The organism is Flavitalea sp. (assembly GCF_035489435.1).
Taxonomy (GTDB): domain Bacteria; phylum Bacteroidota; class Bacteroidia; order Chitinophagales; family Chitinophagaceae; genus DATHKG01.
The window spans coordinates 1-19761 of the sequence record NZ_DATHKG010000034.1 but is presented as its reverse complement, the minus strand read 5'-3'; the positions used below and the strand labels follow the sequence as shown (position 1 = coordinate 19761).

The 19761-nt window shown below is 40.9% G+C and carries 18 protein-coding genes; all 18 read left to right on the top strand.

Annotation, left to right across the window (positions count from 1 at the left end; genetic code table 11):
- The first annotated feature begins 27 nt into the window (after positions 1-27).
- The 18 genes from VK664_RS05990 (at position 28) to VK664_RS05905 (ending at position 19111) form a co-directional block, all read left to right on the top strand.
- Positions 28-1032 carry a glycosyltransferase family 2 protein gene (locus VK664_RS05990; RefSeq protein WP_461397715.1) on the top strand — a complete coding sequence of 335 codons (1005 nt, stop codon included), beginning with the start codon at positions 28-30 and terminating at the stop codon, positions 1030-1032.
- The gene (gene rfbC / locus VK664_RS05985) at positions 1033-1563 is read left to right on the top strand and encodes a dTDP-4-dehydrorhamnose 3,5-epimerase (protein ID WP_461397714.1); all 531 of its coding nucleotides are present in this window, start codon (positions 1033-1035) and stop codon (positions 1561-1563) included.
- Positions 1560-2483: an NAD-dependent epimerase/dehydratase family protein gene (locus VK664_RS05980; RefSeq protein WP_461397713.1), complete on the top strand. Its 924-nt coding sequence runs from the start codon at positions 1560-1562 to the stop codon at positions 2481-2483. Before rfbC ends, VK664_RS05980 begins: the two co-directional genes overlap by 4 nt.
- Positions 2480-3709, top strand: a complete 1230-nt coding sequence (locus VK664_RS05975; protein ID WP_461397712.1) for a class I SAM-dependent methyltransferase — start codon at positions 2480-2482, stop codon at positions 3707-3709. The genes VK664_RS05980 and VK664_RS05975 overlap by 4 nt, the downstream gene beginning before the upstream one ends.
- Positions 3709-4938, top strand: a complete 1230-nt coding sequence (locus tag VK664_RS05970; RefSeq protein ID WP_461397711.1) for a glycosyltransferase — start codon at positions 3709-3711, stop codon at positions 4936-4938. Before VK664_RS05975 ends, VK664_RS05970 begins: the two co-directional genes overlap by 1 nt.
- 33 nt (positions 4939-4971) lie before the next feature.
- Positions 4972-6102 carry a glycosyltransferase gene (locus VK664_RS05965; protein WP_461397710.1) on the top strand — a complete coding sequence of 377 codons (1131 nt, stop codon included), beginning with the start codon at positions 4972-4974 and terminating at the stop codon, positions 6100-6102.
- Positions 6099-6638: an acyltransferase gene (locus VK664_RS05960; RefSeq protein ID WP_461397709.1), complete on the top strand. Its 540-nt coding sequence runs from the start codon at positions 6099-6101 to the stop codon at positions 6636-6638. The genes VK664_RS05965 and VK664_RS05960 overlap by 4 nt, the downstream gene beginning before the upstream one ends.
- Positions 6631-7860: a glycosyltransferase family 4 protein gene (locus VK664_RS05955; RefSeq protein ID WP_461397708.1), complete on the top strand. Its 1230-nt coding sequence runs from the start codon at positions 6631-6633 to the stop codon at positions 7858-7860. Before VK664_RS05960 ends, VK664_RS05955 begins: the two co-directional genes overlap by 8 nt.
- Before the next feature lie 8 nt (positions 7861-7868).
- Entirely contained in the window at positions 7869-9497 is a 1629-nt protein-coding gene (locus tag VK664_RS05950) for a hypothetical protein (protein WP_461397707.1), read from the top strand.
- A gap of 2 nt (positions 9498-9499) precedes the next feature.
- Positions 9500-10636 carry a glycosyltransferase family 4 protein gene (locus VK664_RS05945; protein WP_461397706.1) on the top strand — a complete coding sequence of 379 codons (1137 nt, stop codon included), beginning with the start codon at positions 9500-9502 and terminating at the stop codon, positions 10634-10636.
- Positions 10614-11936 (top strand): O-antigen polysaccharide polymerase Wzy, encoded by a 1323-nt coding sequence (wzy, locus tag VK664_RS05940; RefSeq protein ID WP_461397705.1) that lies wholly within the window; start codon positions 10614-10616, stop codon positions 11934-11936. The genes VK664_RS05945 and wzy overlap by 23 nt, the downstream gene beginning before the upstream one ends.
- Positions 11923-13002: a glycosyltransferase gene (locus VK664_RS05935; RefSeq protein WP_461397704.1), complete on the top strand. Its 1080-nt coding sequence runs from the start codon at positions 11923-11925 to the stop codon at positions 13000-13002. Before wzy ends, VK664_RS05935 begins: the two co-directional genes overlap by 14 nt.
- 226 nt (positions 13003-13228) lie before the next feature.
- Positions 13229-13807 (top strand): WcaF family extracellular polysaccharide biosynthesis acetyltransferase, encoded by a 579-nt coding sequence (locus VK664_RS05930; protein WP_461397703.1) that lies wholly within the window; start codon positions 13229-13231, stop codon positions 13805-13807.
- 61 nt (positions 13808-13868) lie between these two features.
- Positions 13869-14696, top strand: coding sequence for a glycosyltransferase family 2 protein (locus VK664_RS05925; protein ID WP_461397702.1), 828 nt, complete (start codon positions 13869-13871; stop codon positions 14694-14696).
- A gap of 159 nt (positions 14697-14855) precedes the next feature.
- Complete coding sequence (gene gmd / locus VK664_RS05920; RefSeq protein WP_461397701.1) at positions 14856-15971, top strand: GDP-mannose 4,6-dehydratase; 1116 nt, start codon at positions 14856-14858, stop codon at positions 15969-15971.
- Between the two features lie 131 nt (positions 15972-16102).
- Positions 16103-17041: a GDP-L-fucose synthase family protein gene (locus VK664_RS05915; RefSeq protein ID WP_461397700.1), complete on the top strand. Its 939-nt coding sequence runs from the start codon at positions 16103-16105 to the stop codon at positions 17039-17041.
- A 396-nt stretch (positions 17042-17437) separates the two neighbouring features.
- The gene (locus VK664_RS05910) at positions 17438-18178 is read left to right on the top strand and encodes a tyrosine-protein phosphatase (RefSeq protein WP_461397699.1); all 741 of its coding nucleotides are present in this window, start codon (positions 17438-17440) and stop codon (positions 18176-18178) included.
- A gap of 45 nt (positions 18179-18223) precedes the next feature.
- Positions 18224-19111: a MerR family transcriptional regulator gene (locus VK664_RS05905; protein WP_461397698.1), complete on the top strand. Its 888-nt coding sequence runs from the start codon at positions 18224-18226 to the stop codon at positions 19109-19111.
- The last annotated feature ends 650 nt before the right edge of the window (positions 19112-19761 follow it).

The window sequence follows — 19761 nt, the reverse complement described above, 5'->3', positions numbered from 1 at the left end:
ATCGGAAGTTGAGAAAGAAGGCTTCAAATGAAAGAAAAAATATCAGTAATCATTCCTTGTTACAACCGTTCAACCCTGATTGGTGAAACCCTGGAAAATATGTTATCCCAGAGTTTACCGCCTTACGAGGTTATCGTCGTTGATGATGGTTCTACTGACGGGTCTGCAAATATCATTGCAAATTTTGGATCCAGGGTAAAGCTTATCCGGCAGGATAATCAGGGCCCGGGAGTCGCAAGAAATACCGGGTTTAAGGCGGCCACAGGCGATTTTATCCAGTTTATGGATAGTGATGATCTTGCCAGTAAGCAGAAACTCGAAATCCAGCTTCGGGCGTTGGAAGCTTCAGACGCTGATTTTGCATATTGCCCCTGGGTTCGTTGTAATATTGAGAATAACAAAATCAAATTCCTGGATCATGTCCTGCAAACACGCGCTGTACCCGGAAAAAATACTATGCTTGAATGGTATCTGTCGGGATGGAGTCTTGTATTTCAAAATTGTTTGTTCAAACGATCTTTAATTGTAGATACAGGAGGGTATAGATCTGATCTTATGCCTTCAGAAGACAGTGAATATTTTGTCAGGATTCTGTTGTCCGGAGCGAAACCTGTTCATACCCCGGAATGTCTGATTTTTTATCGCGAGCATAATATCAATAAGATCACTGCATCAGGTACAAGTTCATCTCAAAGAGCAAATGACTGGACAAGGTATCTTAATATAACAGGTGGATTGCTTGGCAACAAGATCAGTGATATGCATTTCAGCACTAAGGTGGCGTTGGCATCTCATGTCAGAAAGCATATCAGGTTTTGTGCGAAACATGGTTATGATATTCCTGATGAGAGTAGTCCATACAACCAGATTAAGCTTCCTTTCAAGGATGTCTTGCTTTCGTTTTTTGAGTATTACCAAAAAATACATAAAAAACTTATCGGTTCGCAAGACTACAATTCTGCGTTTCAACCGACTAAGCCGAATGAACATCACTACAATATGATTAAGGAAATTGGCTATAATCCGAAGTAAATGAATTTTCAAAAATTAGATATTGCAGGAGCTTTTCTCCTGACGGACAAAGTATTCCAGGATAACCGGGGCATCTTCACGGAAACGTGGGAACAAAAACAGCTTCTGGAGTATGGTATCAAATTTTCCCCTTCTAATTCGTGTTTGTCGTATAATATCCAGGAGGGAACTTTGCGTGGTTTGCATTATCAGCAAAACCCCCATCATCAGTCCAAACTGGTTACATGTGCAGCAGGAAAACTTTACGATGTAATATTAGATCTTAGAAAAGATTCCGCAACTTATATGAAATGGCAGTCCATGGAATTATCTGCATTCGATGGCAAATCAATTTATATTCCGGGCGGGTGTGCACACGGATTTGTCGCACTGAACAGTAATACCGTAGTGTCCTATCTTATTTCCGGGCATTATCATCCCGGAGCTGCAGGTTGTATCAGATGGAACGATCCCGTCTTTCAAATTTCATGGCCGTTAACCAATCCTATTCTTTCTGATAAAGATAAATTTGCCCCCGACTACTTAGCATGAAGAAAATTCTAATAATGGGAGGTTCGGGTTTCATTGGCAGAGCTGTAATTGAAGCTTATATAGAGAGGGGAATTGAAGTGCATGCTACCTTTCATAAAAGTAAGCCTTCTGAAAACGGCAAGGTAGTTTGGCACCAGATTGATTTGCTGGATGCTAATGGTGTTAATGATCTATTCGCCATTGTGCAACCAGAGTTCCTTATTCAGCTTGCGTGGTGCACTGGCCAGGGTAGTTATTGGAAGGATGAGGCAAACCTGGACTGGCTTGCAGCAAACCTTCTGATCGCAAAAAGCTTTGTCAGAAATGGAGGTAACAGGTGTTTGTTCGCGGGTACCAGCGCGGAATATGATTGGAGTTCCAATCAACCGCTCGACGAGTATGAAACGAACCTGGAACCTTTATTGTTATATGGAGGCTCAAAACTGGGGCTCTATTGGGCACTGAAAAAATATTTCGAACAACATTCAGTTTCTTTTCTCTGGGCAAGGTTTTTCAATCCATTTGGAGAGGGTGAAGATCCCAGGAGACTTATCCCTAAAACTTGTCTGCGTTTACTTGGTGGCGAAAATCTTGTTTTTGATGCCGCAATGTCTTTGCGGGATTTTTTGCATGTTAAAGATGTTGGTAACGCAATAGCTCACCTGCTTGATTCAAATCTTACAGGGCCGGTAAATGTTGCAAGCGGGCAGGCAATATCGGTAAGGGAAGTGATAAGTACTATTGCAGAGATTTATGAACGGTCCGGGCAGATCAGTTTTGACTCAGGTGATCCTGTTTCAAATAAACCGGATGCAGTAGTTGCGAATACCAGGAGACTCAATTTGGAATCCGGTTGGAAGAGTAATAAAACATTTAAAGATAGAATTACTGAAACCTGCGAATGGTGGATGATCGAGTACAAAATTTTACAAAGAAAATGAAAAACATCAGTTGTATGAATTGCGGCTCTGCCGCCCTTGAACGATTTATTGATCTGGGTGATCAGCCGAACGGCAATCACTTTCCGGCAGAATCTGAAAAGGATAGAGAACTTAAGTTTCCTTTCGCTATGGACGTTTGTACTGACTGCTGGCAGGTTCAATTGGAAGAGTTTCCCTCCATGGAGTTTATGTTTTCTAACCATCCTTATATAACAGGCGTAAATATGCCCGTGATAAGTCATTTCAAATCGATGGTAGAAAGAACAATATTTAAATATGAACTGGAGAAAAATTCGCTTGTAATAGATATAGGTGCTAATGACGGAACCCTGCTAAATATTTTTCGTGATAAAGGTATGCGGGTTTTAGGTGTGGATCCGGGAGCAAGAACAGGTAAGCTCTGTCGTGCGAACGGTATTACTGTATGTGAAACTTTTTGGAACAGTGATACCGGAAATTCCATCAAAGCGCTTAATATAAAACCGGATTTGATCACGGCAACCGCAGTATTTTATCATATTCCGGATTTACATGATTTCATAAAAGGTCTCAAAACCGTAATGACAGAAAAAACAGTTTTTCTTACACAATGTGTGTATATGAAGGACGTATTGGAAAAACTGGAATTTGATCATTTCTATCATGAACATACGATGATGCACTGCATCACTCCACTCAAACGTGCATTCGAGCAACACGGATTGCGACTACTGGATGTGGATTATTACGATGTACATGGCGGGTCATTTGTATTATATGTTGGATTGGAGAACAGTATTCATGCAACATCATCATCTATTGCCGAAGCATTGCAGGCAGAGGAAAAAGCTGGCATCAATAAGATCGAAACCTACCATGCCTTTACCAAAAAAGTTGAATCCAATCGGACTGATCTGATCGCTCTTTTGAATAAACTAAAAAATGAAGGCAAATCCATCTACGCTTTAGGCGCACCATTAAAAGGCAGTACATTGCTTAATTATTGTAACATCGGTCCGGAGCTTGTAGAGCTTGCTACTGAAGTAAATCAGTTTAAAATCGGAAAATTAACACCCGGCACACACATACCAATTGTTGAGGAGAGTTCTTTAATTAACCAACCGGATTATTATTTGCTGCTTAGCTGGAATTTCCTGGATTTTTTCCGTCAGAAATATGCTTCATACTTAAAAAGTGGCGGCAAATTTATCATACCTCACCCCATTGTCAAGGTTATTGAAAAATAATGGATATCGTTCTGAAAGGTAAGCGTCTATTGATTTGCGAAGAAGCGCTGACAAATTATAAGGGGCATTTTTACAGTTGGATCAAAGCAATTAGAAGGATTCATCTCGATGCCTGCGCGGAGGTAATAGTGGCGGGTAATGTCAACGTTAATGATGGAATTCAGAAGGAATTCCAGGTGCATAAAGTATATACTCATAATAACTGGTCTGGTATCTATGACTATAAGCAGAGCTGGCGCCGGTATGCCGCCGTGTTTATGCATAATTACCGGATTTACAACCAGACCCGTAAACTGCTTAAAGAAACTGGTCCGGTTGATTGTGTGATTCTAACTGCAGTGCGAATCCACCAGTTGCTGGCCTGGCAAAGACTATGCAAAAAACGGCTTGGTAAAGATTTTCAAAGGGTTGTGATATTTATCCTCACAAGCGAGGCGATTTACGATGAAAATTATACCGGGTTTCATTTTAAGAAATCTTCTCTTCTTATTAAAAAGGTACTTCAGGGTTTCAAAGAATATGTTGACAAGGGGCAGGTAATTCTTGCAGGAGATAGCCATATTACCTGCAAAGAATATGAGTTGCTCTCTGGTGTGCCTTTTCGTGTCTTCCCCAGCCCGGCAGCGGGCCTTGAGGCTTCTGCAAGGACAATTGGAAAATTACCAAAAGCTGATACCAAAATAACTTTTGTAATTCTTGGTGTTTCCGTAATTGATAAAGGCATAGATCTTTTACAAAAAGCAATCCTTAAGTTGTTAAATGAAGATCCGGATCTCGAAGCGCGCTTTATTATCCAATGGTCTACCCCAACCATCGATTATGATGGTCGGCCAGTTCCTATTGATCCAGCTTTGCGAAAAGCCAACCAGGTACAAATATTGGAGCAGGTATTGGATGAGAATGAATACCGCGATTATTTACAAATGGCTGATTTTGTGGTGCTGCCTTATCGTCGTGTAGTCTATTTTAACCGGTTATCAGGGGTTGCTATTGAAGCAGCCTGCGCGGGCATACCAATGATTGTAACAGAAAACACCTGGCTAGCCTGGGCAATGAACGAATTTGGCGCCGGGGTCACCATAAAGGATGGTAGTTCGGAAGACCTTGCGGATAAGATAAATTATTGTTTAAATAACCATATCAGGCTAAAGCAACTTGCCATTGAAAGACAAGATGCTGCATTGAAATATAATGCTACAGAAAGTTACCTGCAGGCCGTTTGGTCGTGACCGTTAAAGTTTTTGGATCGGCTTGCAAATAGTATGAATCTTTTCATTTATAATCCTTTTAGTTTTGGTGGTAATTATGATTACATAAGGGCACTGACTAAAGCTTATATCCGGCATCAGGAAATAGAAAATGTCACGGTGATAATGCCGGTTAATGCAAAGGATGAACCTGGATATCTCCGCATTTTGTTAACCGATCAGGCCGGGTGGGAAAATAGAATAATAAAAAAGTTTTATTTTTTATACCGTAGCATTGTCAACCCCCTCAGGTTTTATCGCTATCTCCGATCTCAGAAAAATGGAATTGTTCTTTTTAATGATTATGATCAGCTTTCTTCATTTCTATGGGTTCCATTGTTCAAAAGCCTTAGGAGTAAGTTTATCTTCAGCGTTATCCTTCATGATCCAGACCGTGATAATTACCTGCCGTCCAAAAGTTTTTCCAAATTTTCCATGAAACGTGTCATGTCTCTGATGGATGTGGCATTTTATCACGGCATGTTACCTCAAAAGGAATATTATACGGGTAAGTTTGATAAGGTTGCGGTACCTCACGGCATCTATGACGTAGTAACAGAGGATGAGGTGGTTGAGAATTTTATCCTGAAGCAAAAATCTTCGCACTTCCTTCTAAGCATAATCGGAAACATCCGTGAGGAGAAGAATTATGAATTGGTCATTAGGTCGCTCATACACCTACCTGAATTCAAACTGATAATAGCGGGTGCCAAAGCGAACTCTGAAGTGCCTGTTGAAAGCTATCGCCAACTTGTTACTGCCTTAGGACTTTCAAGTCGCGTAATCTTCATTGAAAAGTTCCTCAGCGAACCTGAGTTACATGCCGTTATCAAGACTTCAGACATTATTCTACTTTATTACTCAACATCATTTACTTCTCAAAGCGGCATTCTTAATCTCATCGCACCTTATAAAAAGAAGATCCTTGTCGCAGATACCCCAAGCGCGTTAACCCACGATGTGAGACGGTTTTCGCTTGGAGAGGTTGTACCGGCTGATAACCCGGATTTATTTATCGAGGGCGTTAAAACGTTATGGGCAAAGGATATGAATGAATCAGCATGGGATGATTATATTAGCGAAGCCAGTTGGTCGACTAACGTTGATATTGCAATTAAAACCTTTAAACAAAAACTCCGGAATTGAATTCACGCTTAATCGGTGGTGCGGTTTTAAACTATTGTTTTAACAATTTAATTACTCATATTCCTGTGCATTTCCTGCGCAGAGGATTTTTGAGGATATTTAACAAGAAGATTCACCCGACGGCGGTAATACTCATGCACACGCGGATACTGAACTTTTGGAAGATCAGTATTGCTGATCATGTTGTCATAAACCAATATTGCGTACTCGATTGCCGGGTACATAGAATATCTGTCGGAAGACATACAGATATCGGCCCTTATACCAGGATCTGGACGTTGGGCCACGATCCTGATTCTTCAACACATGCTTTATATGGAAATGATGTTATAATTGGTCACCATGTCTGGATAGCCTCAGGGGTGACAATATTGCCAAATGTGGTTTTAGCGGATGGTACCGTAGTAGCAGCCTCATCCCTGGTTCACAAGAGCACTCAAGTCAATGACATTATTGGTGGAAATCCGGCAAGATTTTTAAGAAAGCGAAACAATGATTTGACCTATGAACTAAAATTCAAACCAATTCTTGAATAAACATTCTATCATTCTCTCTCATTCCGGCAAACAACATTCCTACTATGTTGCCAAAGCACTACTTGATCTGGGATATCTTCAGAAATTTTATACCAGCAGCTATATCAGTTCAAAATGGTTGCAGGGGTTGATCAATAGTCTCGATCTTACCTTCTGGTCGCGTAGGTTCGAAAGCGGACTTGGTGGACAATATGTCGATTCAAACTGGAAATATGAAATTGGTGAACTCGTTGCCAGGAAACTGAACAGCAACAGCAAGGCTGTAAATGAATTGGTCTATAAACGGGATGTTTCATTCGACCGTGATATCAGTAAACGCCTTTTGAGAAAAAAATATGAATGTTTTTGGGGTTTCCAGGGTAGTAGTCTTGAATCTATAAAAATAGCAAATCAAATGAATGCGCATTCGATTTGCGAAATGACCATCGCACATTTGCCTTATGCCCAAAGGGTATTGAATGAGGAAGCAAAGCTCCACCCTGAGTGGGAAGATAGTATTGACTTTACTTCATTCCCTGTCCACTACGAGAAAAGGCTCATTGAAGAGCCTTATGAAGCAAAGTCCGTAATCGCAATATCCGACTTTCTTAAAAAAACCCTGGTTGAAGGGGGGATTGAACCCGCAAAGATAAAGGTGATACCACTTGGTTTTGATATTTCGGCAATCAGGTATGTTCCGGAAACAGTGTCCTTGAAAAACAGGCCGCTCCGGTTATTATATGCGGGAAGAATCACTCAAAGAAAAGGGATGAAATATCTTTTAGAAGCTATTAAATCTTTTTCGGTCCGGGACGTTGAATTACATATTATCGGCAATATCCATGGTACAGGAAACGCGTTCAACCAGTATAAAGAATTCTATCACTTTAAACCTGGCGTCACTCAGCAGGTCTTATTTGGGATGTATTCAAAATATGATGCACTGGTTTTTCCAAGCGTACTGGAAGGTTTTGGACTGGTGACGGTTGAGGCAATGGGGGCAGGCTTGCCTGTAATTACAACACCAAATACCAACGCAACCGAACTTGTTGTAAATGGTGAGAACGGGTTTGTTATACCTATCCGTGATACTGAAGCTATAATACATGCAATACGAACAATGAGGAACCTGACTGATGAAAAATATATTTCTATGCGGGCTTGTGCCAGGGCAACAGCATTGAAATACACATGGGATGTGCATCGCTTAAAAATATCTGAAATGTTAACCGAATTAAACTAAACAGTCAGATGCGGCAAGTAATATTCTTTGTTTGTTTCCTGTGTTGCCTGCAGGCTGGGTTGGGACAAAATCTCAAAATCAGCTATTCCAGTCCTTATGGAATCTCGGCAATGAGTTATGGAAACAACACACTGATCGACTTCAATAAGCAATTGGGGCGGCCATTTGGACCGGAAGTATTTAAGCTCATAACTAAGGATAAGAAGGTTGTCTCTGAATGGTCGCAGATCTATGGCCAAAGCTGGGATGACAAAAAAAAAGAGTATTCAGTTGCTTTGAAGTGGGGAACAGCATCTGTAAGATATTTGCAGGTTGGTGATACGCTGAACGTCACAATTACACTGACAAATAAAACGGATTATGATACCTTATGCGGAATGAGTTTCTGTCCACTAACTCTAAATGTCGGCAAAAGACCCCTGAATTTCCAGCCATCTTTTCCATATTACAGTAATAATATAAATTCCCCAGCTGCAATAAGTGCCCAATTGGGGACTTTTGATATTGTTGTTGAGAACCCGGAGCGGAACAAGAAAGTATATATGGGTTGGCTTGAAGAGAACAATACTAACGGCGCCTTATATCGGATATGGCATGGAAACATTCCATTCAACGGTATGACGGATTTTAATCCTGAAGTCGAGCTAAGGCTTCCACCCGGGAAAAGCTTCACTTATACAATGGCGATAAAATTCGTAAAGCCAAATCTTAGCCTTAACACGGTTGCTTCAAAAGCTTTTCAAAATTATCGTGTAAATCAACCGTCTACACTCACCTGGAAAGATCGAAGACCTATCGCGGAACTTTTTCTTGGGTCATATGGGCCAAAGAAACAGAGAAACCCCAGGAATTGGGTTATGTACAATTCAGATGAGGTCGACATCATCACGAAAAATGGAAATCAGCAATTCAGGTTAAATGCGTTAAAATATGCAAGAAACAGCCTTAGATATTTAAAAAATATCAATTCACAGGGGGTGATTGTCTGGGATATCGAGGGCCAGGAATTTCCGCATCCTCTTACTTATATAGGCTCTCCGGAATTAATTTCAAAGCTGGCTCCGGAAATGAACGAAGTAGCCGATGAGTTTTTTGCAGTTTTCAAAAAAGAAGGCTACAAAACGGGGATTTGTATTCGTCCCGATTCTGTCGTGTTTAAAGGGAATTGGATTGATCATGTACCGGTCTCAAACCCTGCAATAACATTAATTAATAAAATAAATTACGCCAGAAAGCGGTGGGGGTGTACCATCTTTTATGTGGATTCAAACGTGGATCCCTTGTCACGACTGATGAACGCAGAAGTATTTCGGGCGGTTCATGAAGCGATACCGGATGTACTCTTAATTCCGGAGCACGAAAACATTCAATATTTCAATTATAGTGCGCCATATACTGATTTGAAGGCTGAACAGTCTTTGTTGGTTGACAAAGCTATCAAAGATGTTAATCCTGCTGCGTTTAAAGTGATTACTATTTCAGAAGGGCTCAGAGGAACTCCCGCTCAGAACCTGAAGCAACTTACCCAGTCGGTCGAAGAAGGCAACATTCTCCTATTCCGGGGCTGGTATCCAGATGAGCCTACTCATTCACTGATAAAAAAAGCCTGGGAAACTGGTTCAAAAAACCGGAAGTAATTATGCAGGATTTTAAACCGCGGCTGACATTTTATACCAACATGCCGACACCTTATCAGCTGGATTTTTTTGATGCTTTGAATAGAATATTCAATCTCCATGTTGTATATTTTACAGTAAGAGAAGCGGATAGGCAGTGGAATCTAAGCACTTCTCAAAAGGATTATAAGATCACGGTATTACGCAATGGATGGATGGCGAAATTTGTACAGAAGAAGGTCTCGTCTTTTCACTATGATCCCAATATCAACGAAATAATAAACGCTGACCCCGCAAAATACATTGTCGTTAACGGAACTTATTGGTCCCCTAACGTGAGACTGGCGATCACTAAAAATTTTGCAAAGGGGAAATTTGTTGCCTATTGGTCAGAGCCTGTGTTTCCTGTCAATAATAGAATCAAATACTTATTAAAACAACTGGCACTCAGGCCGGTTTTGAAATATACCAGTTGCATATTAGCAATAGGTAAAAATGCCGAAACCGGATACCGGGGGTATAAATATAATAAACCTATATTTCAACTGCCATATAACATCAACATAGGATTATTTGAATTAAAAAATCTTGACACATCCATCGTTGATAAATTGAAATCAACCTACCGAAACCAAAATGAATACATTTTCTTGAGTTCGGGTTCATTGATTTTCAGAAAAGGAATGGATACGTTAATAAAGGCATTTAAAAATGTTCCCAAAGAACTAAATGCAAAGTTGCTGATAATAGGGGACGGACCCAGCCGCGCAAACCTCGAAGAGTTAGCGGGATCAGGCTCTGACGTAGTGTTATTGGGATTCCAGGATAAAGAAATGATTCCATATTGGTTTAACCTTGCAGATGCCTTCGTATTCGCAAGCAGGTATGACGGATGGGGACTGGTAATAAATGAGGCATTAGCCGCAAAGAAGCCGGTGATTGCTAGTAAAGAAACCGGAGCAGCAGTTGACAAGCTCGATATTCATAATGCATTTATTCTGGACGCCGAAAATGTCGAAGCTTATACCCAGGCCATGATCAGGTTATGTTCTGAACCAGATTTAACTTCCAGGTTTGTGGAAAAAACTAACCATATCCGGGAAGATTTATCTTCTGAGTTGAACGCAAAAAAACTATATGACATTTGTTCAAATTCTTAACGAGTACACTGTCTTAATAGCCGCGTTAATGGTCCTGGTCTTTTTCATTGGCCTGAGACTCGGATATGTACGCGGGGGTTGGAACCGACATTTGGTTTATCTGTGGAGCCTGATTGTCTATGCAATCTACGTGCTCATAACCCCATTGTTTTTTTATTTCGATCAACAATATTTAATAATAGGGACTGACATCAGAGATTATTATGGAATTGGTTTTGCATTTAATGTAGCGGGAGTTGTATGTTTTATATTGGGTTACTGGATTGCTAATATTAATAAAAAGGATCTGTGGCAGGAACCTCCGGTATATGATATAAAAAATCCCCATAAAATTATTACCATACTATTTTATTCCTTGTATGCGATTGTGCTATTTAATCTGGCGATCGGAGGTGCAAATATCCAGCAGGTATTTATTGGTAATGAAGTGGTAGGATTGGGCGCGAGCGGCGGAAGTTATTTCTTGCAGAACTTTACTGACTCACTTATCTGCGTGATAGTTATCGCTTACTTTTATGATATACCAGGCAGAATATTATTGTTTTGGATCGCTATCTCTTTTTTCCTTTTTTCGATATTAGGGTTTCGATACCGGATAGTGTTATCGCTTTTTGGGATATTATTTGTGTATCTGTACAAGAACGAAGTAAGTGTCAAAAGGATAGCTGTAGGCGGTTTGCTTGCACTATTATTCTTTTATGGTATTATGTTTTCTACTGAAAACAGGCGAACGCTTATCATGAAGACTTACAACGAATTAAACTTTGATCCACTCAGTTATGAGTACGGCAAGTTTTTCGATCAAACCCGCGGCGCATTGCCGGATATGGCTGTCTACAAACTCTATGACAATCCAAACAGAAATCCCCAGCATGATTATGGTCTCACCATGTTCGGCTATGTATTTATCAGGATGATTCCAAGAGCAATATATCCTGATAAAGATAGATTCTATCCGCCACCGCAATTGGCAACTACTTTACAGGCATACGATGCCTGGTGGGCAAGATTTAGTGGCGAAGCAACTTTAAGTGTAGCCGCTTTTTATATCGCCTTTGGCTGGTTGGGTGTAGTGTTTGGTCATTTTTTTTGGGGTGTATTTTTAAGAAGATTCGCAAACACAATCAGAAGACAGGACAAACTGCAGGTAGCATCTTATATCGTTGTAGCGTTGGCAACTTTTCAATGGATAACAAGGGGATATTTCCCGCAGGTGATTGATCATTTTGTGTATATGATGATACCGATTTGGATAATTCGATTTCTTTCCCGCAAATCAAAATTGAGTGAGATTCATTAATATAGTAGATTCAGTTTCTGACCTGAATTTTGGTGTGTGGAATGCCGCTATTATTAATGCAGGGCTTTTAAAATTGCAAGGTATCAGATCTGAACTTTGGCATCCCGGCACTTATAATAGTCATAGCAAGAATGAAAATGTCACTTTCATTCAGGTAGTTGATGGGTCTGAAAACACTTTAAGGAATTTGATTGAAGAAAGGTCTTTGGCACCCGGAGAAGATGTTATCATTACAAGCGGTGTATGGCAATATCCAACAAGGTGGGGAGCATTATTAAAAAAGATGGGATACCATTGGATTTTTGTTCCCCAGGGAATGTTGGAACCATGGCCATTGCGTCACAAATGGCTCAAAAAAATGGTGTATTTCAACCTGGTAGAAAAACGATTAATTGAAAAAGCTGATTTAATCCGCGCGGTATCGGTGCCGGAATGGGAAAATCTGAAGAAAAAATTTCCAGGGAAAAAAATTGTATTTGTTCCAAATGGGGTCTTTATTGATAACCAGGAAAAAATCAAACCGCAAAGTCAAAAAAAAATCGGCTATTTATTTCTTTCAAGACTACATTCAAAAAAAAATGTCTCAGGTCTGGTAACAGCCTGGACAGCAAGCTCACTCAACAACAATGAATATTTTGAATTAGTAATTGCTGGTCCTGATCAGGGCGAATTACAAAAGATCCAACCACTAATCGCGATGAGCAAAAATATCCGGTATGTTGGCACTGTTTCCGGCCATGCAAAGGCAGACCTTTTTATTTCTTGCAGATACTTTATTTTACCTTCATTTAGCGAAGGCCTGCCGTCTTCGTTACTCGAAGCAATGTCATATGGGCTCATTCCAATAATAACCGATGGATGCAATCTTCCCGATGTTTTTGAATACAATCTTGGTCTGAGGACAACAACAAAAACTGCAGATATTGTTTCATCTTTGGAAGATAGCAGCCAGATGGACGAAGAGCTGATTCAAATCAGAAGTAAAGGCTGTCGTAAATTAATTTCTGAAAAATATTCGCTGGAAGCAATAACAAATATCCAGGTTCAGTTATTTCAAACATATTAAAATCCTTTTTTGCTGTCTGTTTTAAATCTTTTCGTGCAATTCATTTTTAGTACAGACTGATATGTTTATAATCCTTGTGGAACCTTTACAATTAATAAAACTCAGAATTGGAAATATGTATCCAGGTTATTGATTGGCCCTTGTACATGATATCATCAAAGGAATTCGGCAAATGGCAGCAAGTTTTTTTACTTTTGTCAAAACTGACACAGTAGAATAATCGATCATGAACACCGTCGACAACTCACTATATAATAACGACTGGTACGGAAATAAGATTGGTGCCAGCAGGTCGCAACAGATATTGTGGTACTTCTTTAACGTCGTGTTTTTCATCAACCCATTAAACCCCTCTTCCGCCCTAAAAAAATTTATACTCAAATTATTTGGTGCAAAGATCGGCAGGGGAGTGGTGATAAAGCCAGGGGTCAATATCAAGTATCCCTGGAAACTTTTTATTGGTGATTATAGCTGGATCGGCGAAAAGGTCTGGATCGATAATCTCGCCAATGTAGTTATCGGTAAAAGTGTTTGTATTTCCCAGGGTGCAATGCTCCTGACAGGCAATCATAACTATGCTGCAAAAGAATTTGACCTGATGGTTCTCGCCATATCCATTGAAGACGGAGTATGGCTGGGGGCTAAATCTGTTGTTTGTCCGGGAATAACCTGCAAGACACATTCGGTGTTATCTGTTCAAAGCGTTGCTACAAAAAATCTTGAAGCCTTCACCATCTACCAGGGCAATCCTGCGGTAGCTATTAAGGATCGTATAATTCAAGGCAAGAAGGAATACAAAGCCTGATCTCGTCCTGGAAATCCATAATTTCTAAGTCTCAGCTACAGTACCAGAATCAACCAACCCCTTGATCCGGGCGGAAGCCACCAACCCCTTGTCCTGTATCGAAGCCAAACAACTCTCTATCAAAGTGCCAAAACCAACGATCTCGATAATCACCGCCTGCTATAATTCAGGCACCACCATAAATGATACACTCGAAAGTGTCAGGAACCAGTCTTACGGGCAGATGGGAAAAATCGAGCACCTGATCATTGATGGCAACTCCACAGATGATACACTGGAAAAAGTCAGCCGTTTTGATCATGTAGCCCAATGTATATCGGCAAAAGACCAGGGTATTTATGACGCCATGAACAAAGGCATCATTCTTGCAAAAGGCGAAGTGATCGGGATACTAAATTCGGACGATGTATATGCATCAAAGATGGTAATTGAGCATGTAATGAAGGCCTTTGAGGATCCCGAAATCGACGCAGTATACGGTGATTTACAATATGTTGCGGCAAATGATATAAATAAAATTGTTCGTTATTGGCGTTCGGGCTATTTTAGCGCAAGGAATTTCTATTTTGGATGGATGCCTCCGCATCCTACTTTCTTTGTCAGAAGCTCCGTTTATAAGCAGACCGGCACCTTTAATATTACTCTACGATCAGCCGCCGATTATGAAATCATGCTCCGAATTTTACTGAAGCATAAGTTGCAAGCCCGCTATATTCCTGAAGTTCTGGTCAAAATGCGTACAGGAGGAATCAGTAACGCATCTTTCCAAAACCGCCTTAAAGCAAACCGCGAAGACCGGCAAGCATGGCGACTAAACGGTATCAGGCCATATTTTTTTACTACCTATTTAAAACCAATCAGGAAAATCTTCCAGTTCATTAATAAATAATATTGCTGGCAGGAAAGTAAAATTGATTCTTTAAGTCGGTTAATATAAAGCAGCGCCGTTTCGGTTAACTTATTGCAAGCCCGGTTCGATAAAATTAAATAAAGTCCGTTCGGTTAACAACATATCACAACCAGATAAATTAAATCATAAAGATAAATTATGTCAAAAATAGCATTGGTTACCGGGGTTACTGGCCAGGATGGCGCATATCTCACAGAACTCCTATTGTCAAAAGGCTACCAGGTTCATGGTGTCAAAAGACGTAGTTCCCTTTTTAATACAGACCGTATTGACCACCTCTACCAGGATCCTCACGAAAAAAACATTCAACTTACACTTCATTACGGTGACCTGACGGATTCAACCAACCTGATCCGGATCATCCAGGAAGTTCAGCCAGATGAGATTTATAATCTTGCCGCGATGAGCCACGTAGCTGTAAGTTTCGAAACACCCGAATACACAGCAAATGCAGATGGTATCGGTACCCTCCGTTTGTTGGAGGCTATCAGGTTGCTGGGGCTCACAAAAAAGACAAAAATTTACCAGGCTTCTACCTCAGAATTATATGGTAAGGTGCAGGAAATTCCCCAGTCTGAAAGAACGCCTTTTTATCCACGTTCTCCCTATGCAGTTGCAAAAATGTACGCATACTGGATCACGGTTAACTACCGCGAAGCCTATGGAATGTTTGCTGTAAATGGGATTTTGTTCAACCACGAATCTCCATTACGCGGTGAAACTTTTGTTACCCGTAAAATCACCCGCGGTGTTGCAAAAATCGCCCTGGGGTTCCAGGATAAGATCTTTCTCGGTAACCTTGACGCAAAACGCGACTGGGGTCATGCAAAGGACTATGTTGAAGCTATGTGGCTGATCTTACAACAGGATATACCTGAAGATTATGTGATCGCCACAGGTGTTACTACCTCTGTGCGTGATTTTATCATCAAAGCATTCAGACGAGTGGGCATTGAACTGGAATTCAAAGGGAAAAATGAAAAGGAAATAGGTATCGTTGTCGAAAGCAATAATCCAGACTACCCGGTGGAAATCGGGAAAACAGTTGTAGCTGTGGATCCAAGATATTATCGTCCAACAGAAGTAGATTTGCTGATTGGTGATCCTACTAAATCACAAACACAATTGGGCTGGAAACCTAAATACGATCTCGACGGACTTATTGAAGAAATGGTTGAACATGATGTAGAGCTTTTCAAACGCGAAAAGTTATTGCATGAATCAGGCTTCTCTATCAAGAACCAATACGAATAGTTCAAGGGACAAATACTAATGGTTGAATTGACCAATGCGATAGTTGAAGGAACAAATACGAATAGTTCAGGGTCTGGTTAGTGTAAACGGAATCAAAACGAATAACCGATTAGAATATCAATAGCTGCAAGATGCAAAAAACGGATAAAATTTATATTGCGGGTCACCGCGGAATGGTTGGTTCAGCGATATTGCGCAAGCTGCAGAAAGAAGGATTCAATAATTTCCTTCTAAGAACTTCATCTGAACTTGACCTGAGAAATCAACAGGAAGCCAACGATTTTTTTGCACAGGAAAAACCGGATTTTGTTTTCCTGGCAGCGGCAAAAGTGGGCGGCATCATGGCGAATAATATCTATCGCGGAATGTTCATTTACGAAAATCTCATGATTCAAAGCAATGTGATTCATGCAGCTCATGTAAACAATGTTAAGAAGCTGATGTTCCTCGGTTCTTCCTGTATCTATCCAAAACTGGCACCACAACCACTTAAGGAAGAATACCTGTTAACCGGTGAACTCGAAGAAACAAATGAACCTTACGCGATTGCAAAAATTGCAGGAATCAAGATGTGTGATGCATACCGGTCACAATACGGCTCTAATTTTATTTCGGTAATGCCGACAAATCTATATGGGCCGAATGATAATTATGATCTTGAAAAATCGCATGTTTTGCCGGCGCTCATCAGGAAGTTTCATGAAGCTAAGGAAGAAAATAAACCTAATGTATCGATCTGGGGTTCAGGCAAACCCAGGCGTGAGTTTCTCCATTCAGATGACCTAGCAGATGCATGTTTCTTCCTGATGCAGAATTACGATGAACCAGGCCTGGTAAATGTTGGTACCGGCGAGGACATTGAGATCAGGGAACTGGCGCTACTCGTAAAAGATATAATCGGGTATGAAGGTGAAATGGTGCTCGACAGTTCAAGGCCGGATGGTACTCCCCGTAAATTAATGGATGTTTCAAAGCTCACCAAAGCCGGTTGGAAGGCAAAGGTCGGTTTGCGTGAAGGGATAGAGGCAGTGTACAAAGAGTTTGCATCAAAATATCAGCCGCAGGACTAACAAAAATCATGAGATTTATCATCAAATGCCGGTTAGGAAAAACGAGTAAAAACTTGTTTCCAATTGAAAACTAGTTTCCAGGTGAAAACTTGTTTCCATTGTCCACAAACACCGATCAAATCTAACAATCAGCTTAACCGTCAAAAACGGTTCCTGATCCAATATTTTTAGTAGATCCCCGTTAGGTGGTTACTGACCAATCATACAGGCAACAACATTGCATAATGTTGTTGTGCCGGCATCATTGGGAATGTAAATTGCTACGGGGATTTTTTTATTGTCTGATGTCACTAAAATTTTTCCAGATACAAGCCAGTTGGGACCAAACGCAGGCTGGTTGGGCCATGATCCGTACCACTATAATTTGTACTACAAATTATCTAATATTGTACCCCTATGTTCTCTATTTTCAAAAAAAGCGGTTCGAACAGAATAGATCTGAGTGATATTGCAACCGATATGCATTCTCATTTTATCCCGGCGATAGATGACGGATGCGACAATGTAGAAAGTTCTGTAATCCTAATCAAAGGGCTGATGGATTTGGGTTATACACGGATAGTCACTACTCCGCATATTATTTCCGACATGTACAAAAATGATCCCGAGATCATTGGAGCCGGACACAAAGTGCTCCAAAAAGGATTACAGAATCATGGGCTTGATATCACTACCCGCGCGGCTGCAGAATATTATATGGATGAATATTTTGAAAGTCTGCTGCTTGCCGATGCCCCTTTACTGACGATCAAAGACAAAATGGTGCTTGTAGAAATTTCATTTTCAAGTGCTCCATTGAATTTTAAAGAGATGCTTTTCGCTATGCAAATGAAAGGCTATCAACCTGTGCTCGCCCATCCTGAACGTTATCTCTACCTGGCTGGTGATAAATTGCTTTATGATCATCTCAAGGATATGGGAATTTTATTCCAGATGAACATCCTGTCACTCGCAAATTATTACGGTAAAACAGCCACTGAACTGGCTCATTACCTGATAAAAAAAGGCTATATAGATATGATTGGTACCGATATGCACCATCATCGCCACCTCGAGGTTTTAAGGTCCTCTTCCCAGATCATGGGGCCTGTAAAAGCCTTGCTGGATACCGGGAAAATACTCAATCCCTTACTTTAACAGCTAATTTCCAAACAATTACCCGCAGCAGTTGTAAATAATCTGATGAACGCGTTTACCATAAAAGACCTGGAGAATCTGTCAGGTGTCAAGGCTCACACCATCCGGATGTGGGAGCAACGCTATTCATTCCTGAAACCACAACGTACTGCCACAAATATCCGGTACTACAGCTGCGAAGAGTTAAAATCAATCCTGAACATCGCCCTCCTCAATAAATACGGTTTCAAGATCTCGCATATCGACCGGATGTGCCAGAAGGAGATGCGCGAAAAGCTTATCACTTTGTCGCACGGCGAGGCCCGGCAGGAAAGGATCCTCAACGAGCTGCTCCACTACATGGTGGACCTGGACATGCATCTTTTCGAAAAACTTCTGAACGAACAGGTTGCCGTCCGCGGAATCGACAAAACTATTACGCAGGTTATATTTCCTTTCCTCGAAAAAGTGGGCATTCTCTGGATCACTAACAATATCAATCCCGCCCAGGAGCACCTGGTCGGCAATATCATCCGGCAAAAAATTGTAGCAGGAATTGAAGCCTGCAAACCGGATGTCTGTGCACAAAGTCCCCAGAAAACAGTTCTATTATTTCTGCCGGAAGGCGAGCACCACGAGCTTGGTTTGCTGTATACGCATTACCTGTTAAAAAATCGCGGCATTTCGGTCCTTTACCTCGGAGCAAATGTGCCCGCCAGGGATGTGGAATTTGTCTGTGATCTGAAGAAGCCAGATTACCTGTACACACATCTTACATGTATAGCTGACAGTTTTGAAATGGCTAAGTTTCTGACAGTAATTTCAAAGGCTGCCCCGGATTCGCAGCTGGTTATTTCCGGAAATCTTATTCAGGGTTATAATCGCAGGATACCGGCGAATGTGCATTTGAAGAAATCTTTGCCGCAGGTTTTGGAGTTTATCAATTCTGTTTAGCGTTTTTATTATCTGTTTTTGCTTCAGTTGTGTTATTGTCAGTTGTGTTATTGTCAATTGACAGCGCTTTCATATTTACACGGCACTCTCATATTTACATTGTTGATTTTGCGCGTTCATGGCGTTCACTCGGTTCTTCACTTGGCCGGATGGGCCTGAGGTTGGTTTGATTTGCCACTGTGATTCCTCGTTAATACCATTGTTCATGTCCCGCACGTGCGGGATTGTCTCCGATCAGCTTTTTGTTCCCTGATCGGCTTTTTTAGGTATGCTTGTAGTGCTGGTTGCGTTATTGGTTATATGTTGACGTTGCGCGTTCATGGCGTTCACTCGGTTCTTCCCTTCGCCGGATGGGCCTTTCGGTTAGTTTGATTTGCCACTGTGATTCCTGGTTAATACGTTTCGTTTTGCCGTTTTCTGCTGTTGTCTCCGATCGGCTTTTTGTTCCCTGATCGGCTTTTTTAGGTATTCATGTTGTGCCAGGGGTCGTTGGGCCCTGATCGGGTTCAGTAACTCCGAACAGGTCTCATGTATGAGAATGGTTTCTGCAAATGTGTAAATTTAAGTTGAAGCTTCTTTCATAAACACATTAAAACAGAAACCATGAAACAAAGTAAAACTTTAGATTTTAGCGGTACAACTATATTTTG

Coding starts and splice junctions, on each gene's coding strand:
- VK664_RS05915 (WP_461397700.1), top strand. CDS start 16,103: ATGCAAAAAACGGATAAAATTTATATTGCGGGTCACCGCGGAATGGTT.
- VK664_RS05975 (WP_461397712.1), top strand. CDS start 2,480: ATGAAAAACATCAGTTGTATGAATTGCGGCTCTGCCGCCCTTGAACGA.
- VK664_RS05905 (WP_461397698.1), top strand. CDS start 18,224: ATGAACGCGTTTACCATAAAAGACCTGGAGAATCTGTCAGGTGTCAAG.
- VK664_RS05930 (WP_461397703.1), top strand. CDS start 13,229: ATGAACACCGTCGACAACTCACTATATAATAACGACTGGTACGGAAAT.
- gmd (WP_461397701.1), top strand. CDS start 14,856: ATGTCAAAAATAGCATTGGTTACCGGGGTTACTGGCCAGGATGGCGCA.
- VK664_RS05965 (WP_461397710.1), top strand. CDS start 4,972: ATGAATCTTTTCATTTATAATCCTTTTAGTTTTGGTGGTAATTATGAT.
- VK664_RS05950 (WP_461397707.1), top strand. CDS start 7,869: ATGCGGCAAGTAATATTCTTTGTTTGTTTCCTGTGTTGCCTGCAGGCT.
- VK664_RS05945 (WP_461397706.1), top strand. CDS start 9,500: ATGCAGGATTTTAAACCGCGGCTGACATTTTATACCAACATGCCGACA.
- VK664_RS05990 (WP_461397715.1), top strand. CDS start 28: ATGAAAGAAAAAATATCAGTAATCATTCCTTGTTACAACCGTTCAACC.
- wzy (WP_461397705.1), top strand. CDS start 10,614: ATGACATTTGTTCAAATTCTTAACGAGTACACTGTCTTAATAGCCGCG.
- VK664_RS05980 (WP_461397713.1), top strand. CDS start 1,560: ATGAAGAAAATTCTAATAATGGGAGGTTCGGGTTTCATTGGCAGAGCT.
- VK664_RS05970 (WP_461397711.1), top strand. CDS start 3,709: ATGGATATCGTTCTGAAAGGTAAGCGTCTATTGATTTGCGAAGAAGCG.
- rfbC (WP_461397714.1), top strand. CDS start 1,033: ATGAATTTTCAAAAATTAGATATTGCAGGAGCTTTTCTCCTGACGGAC.
- VK664_RS05910 (WP_461397699.1), top strand. CDS start 17,438: ATGTTCTCTATTTTCAAAAAAAGCGGTTCGAACAGAATAGATCTGAGT.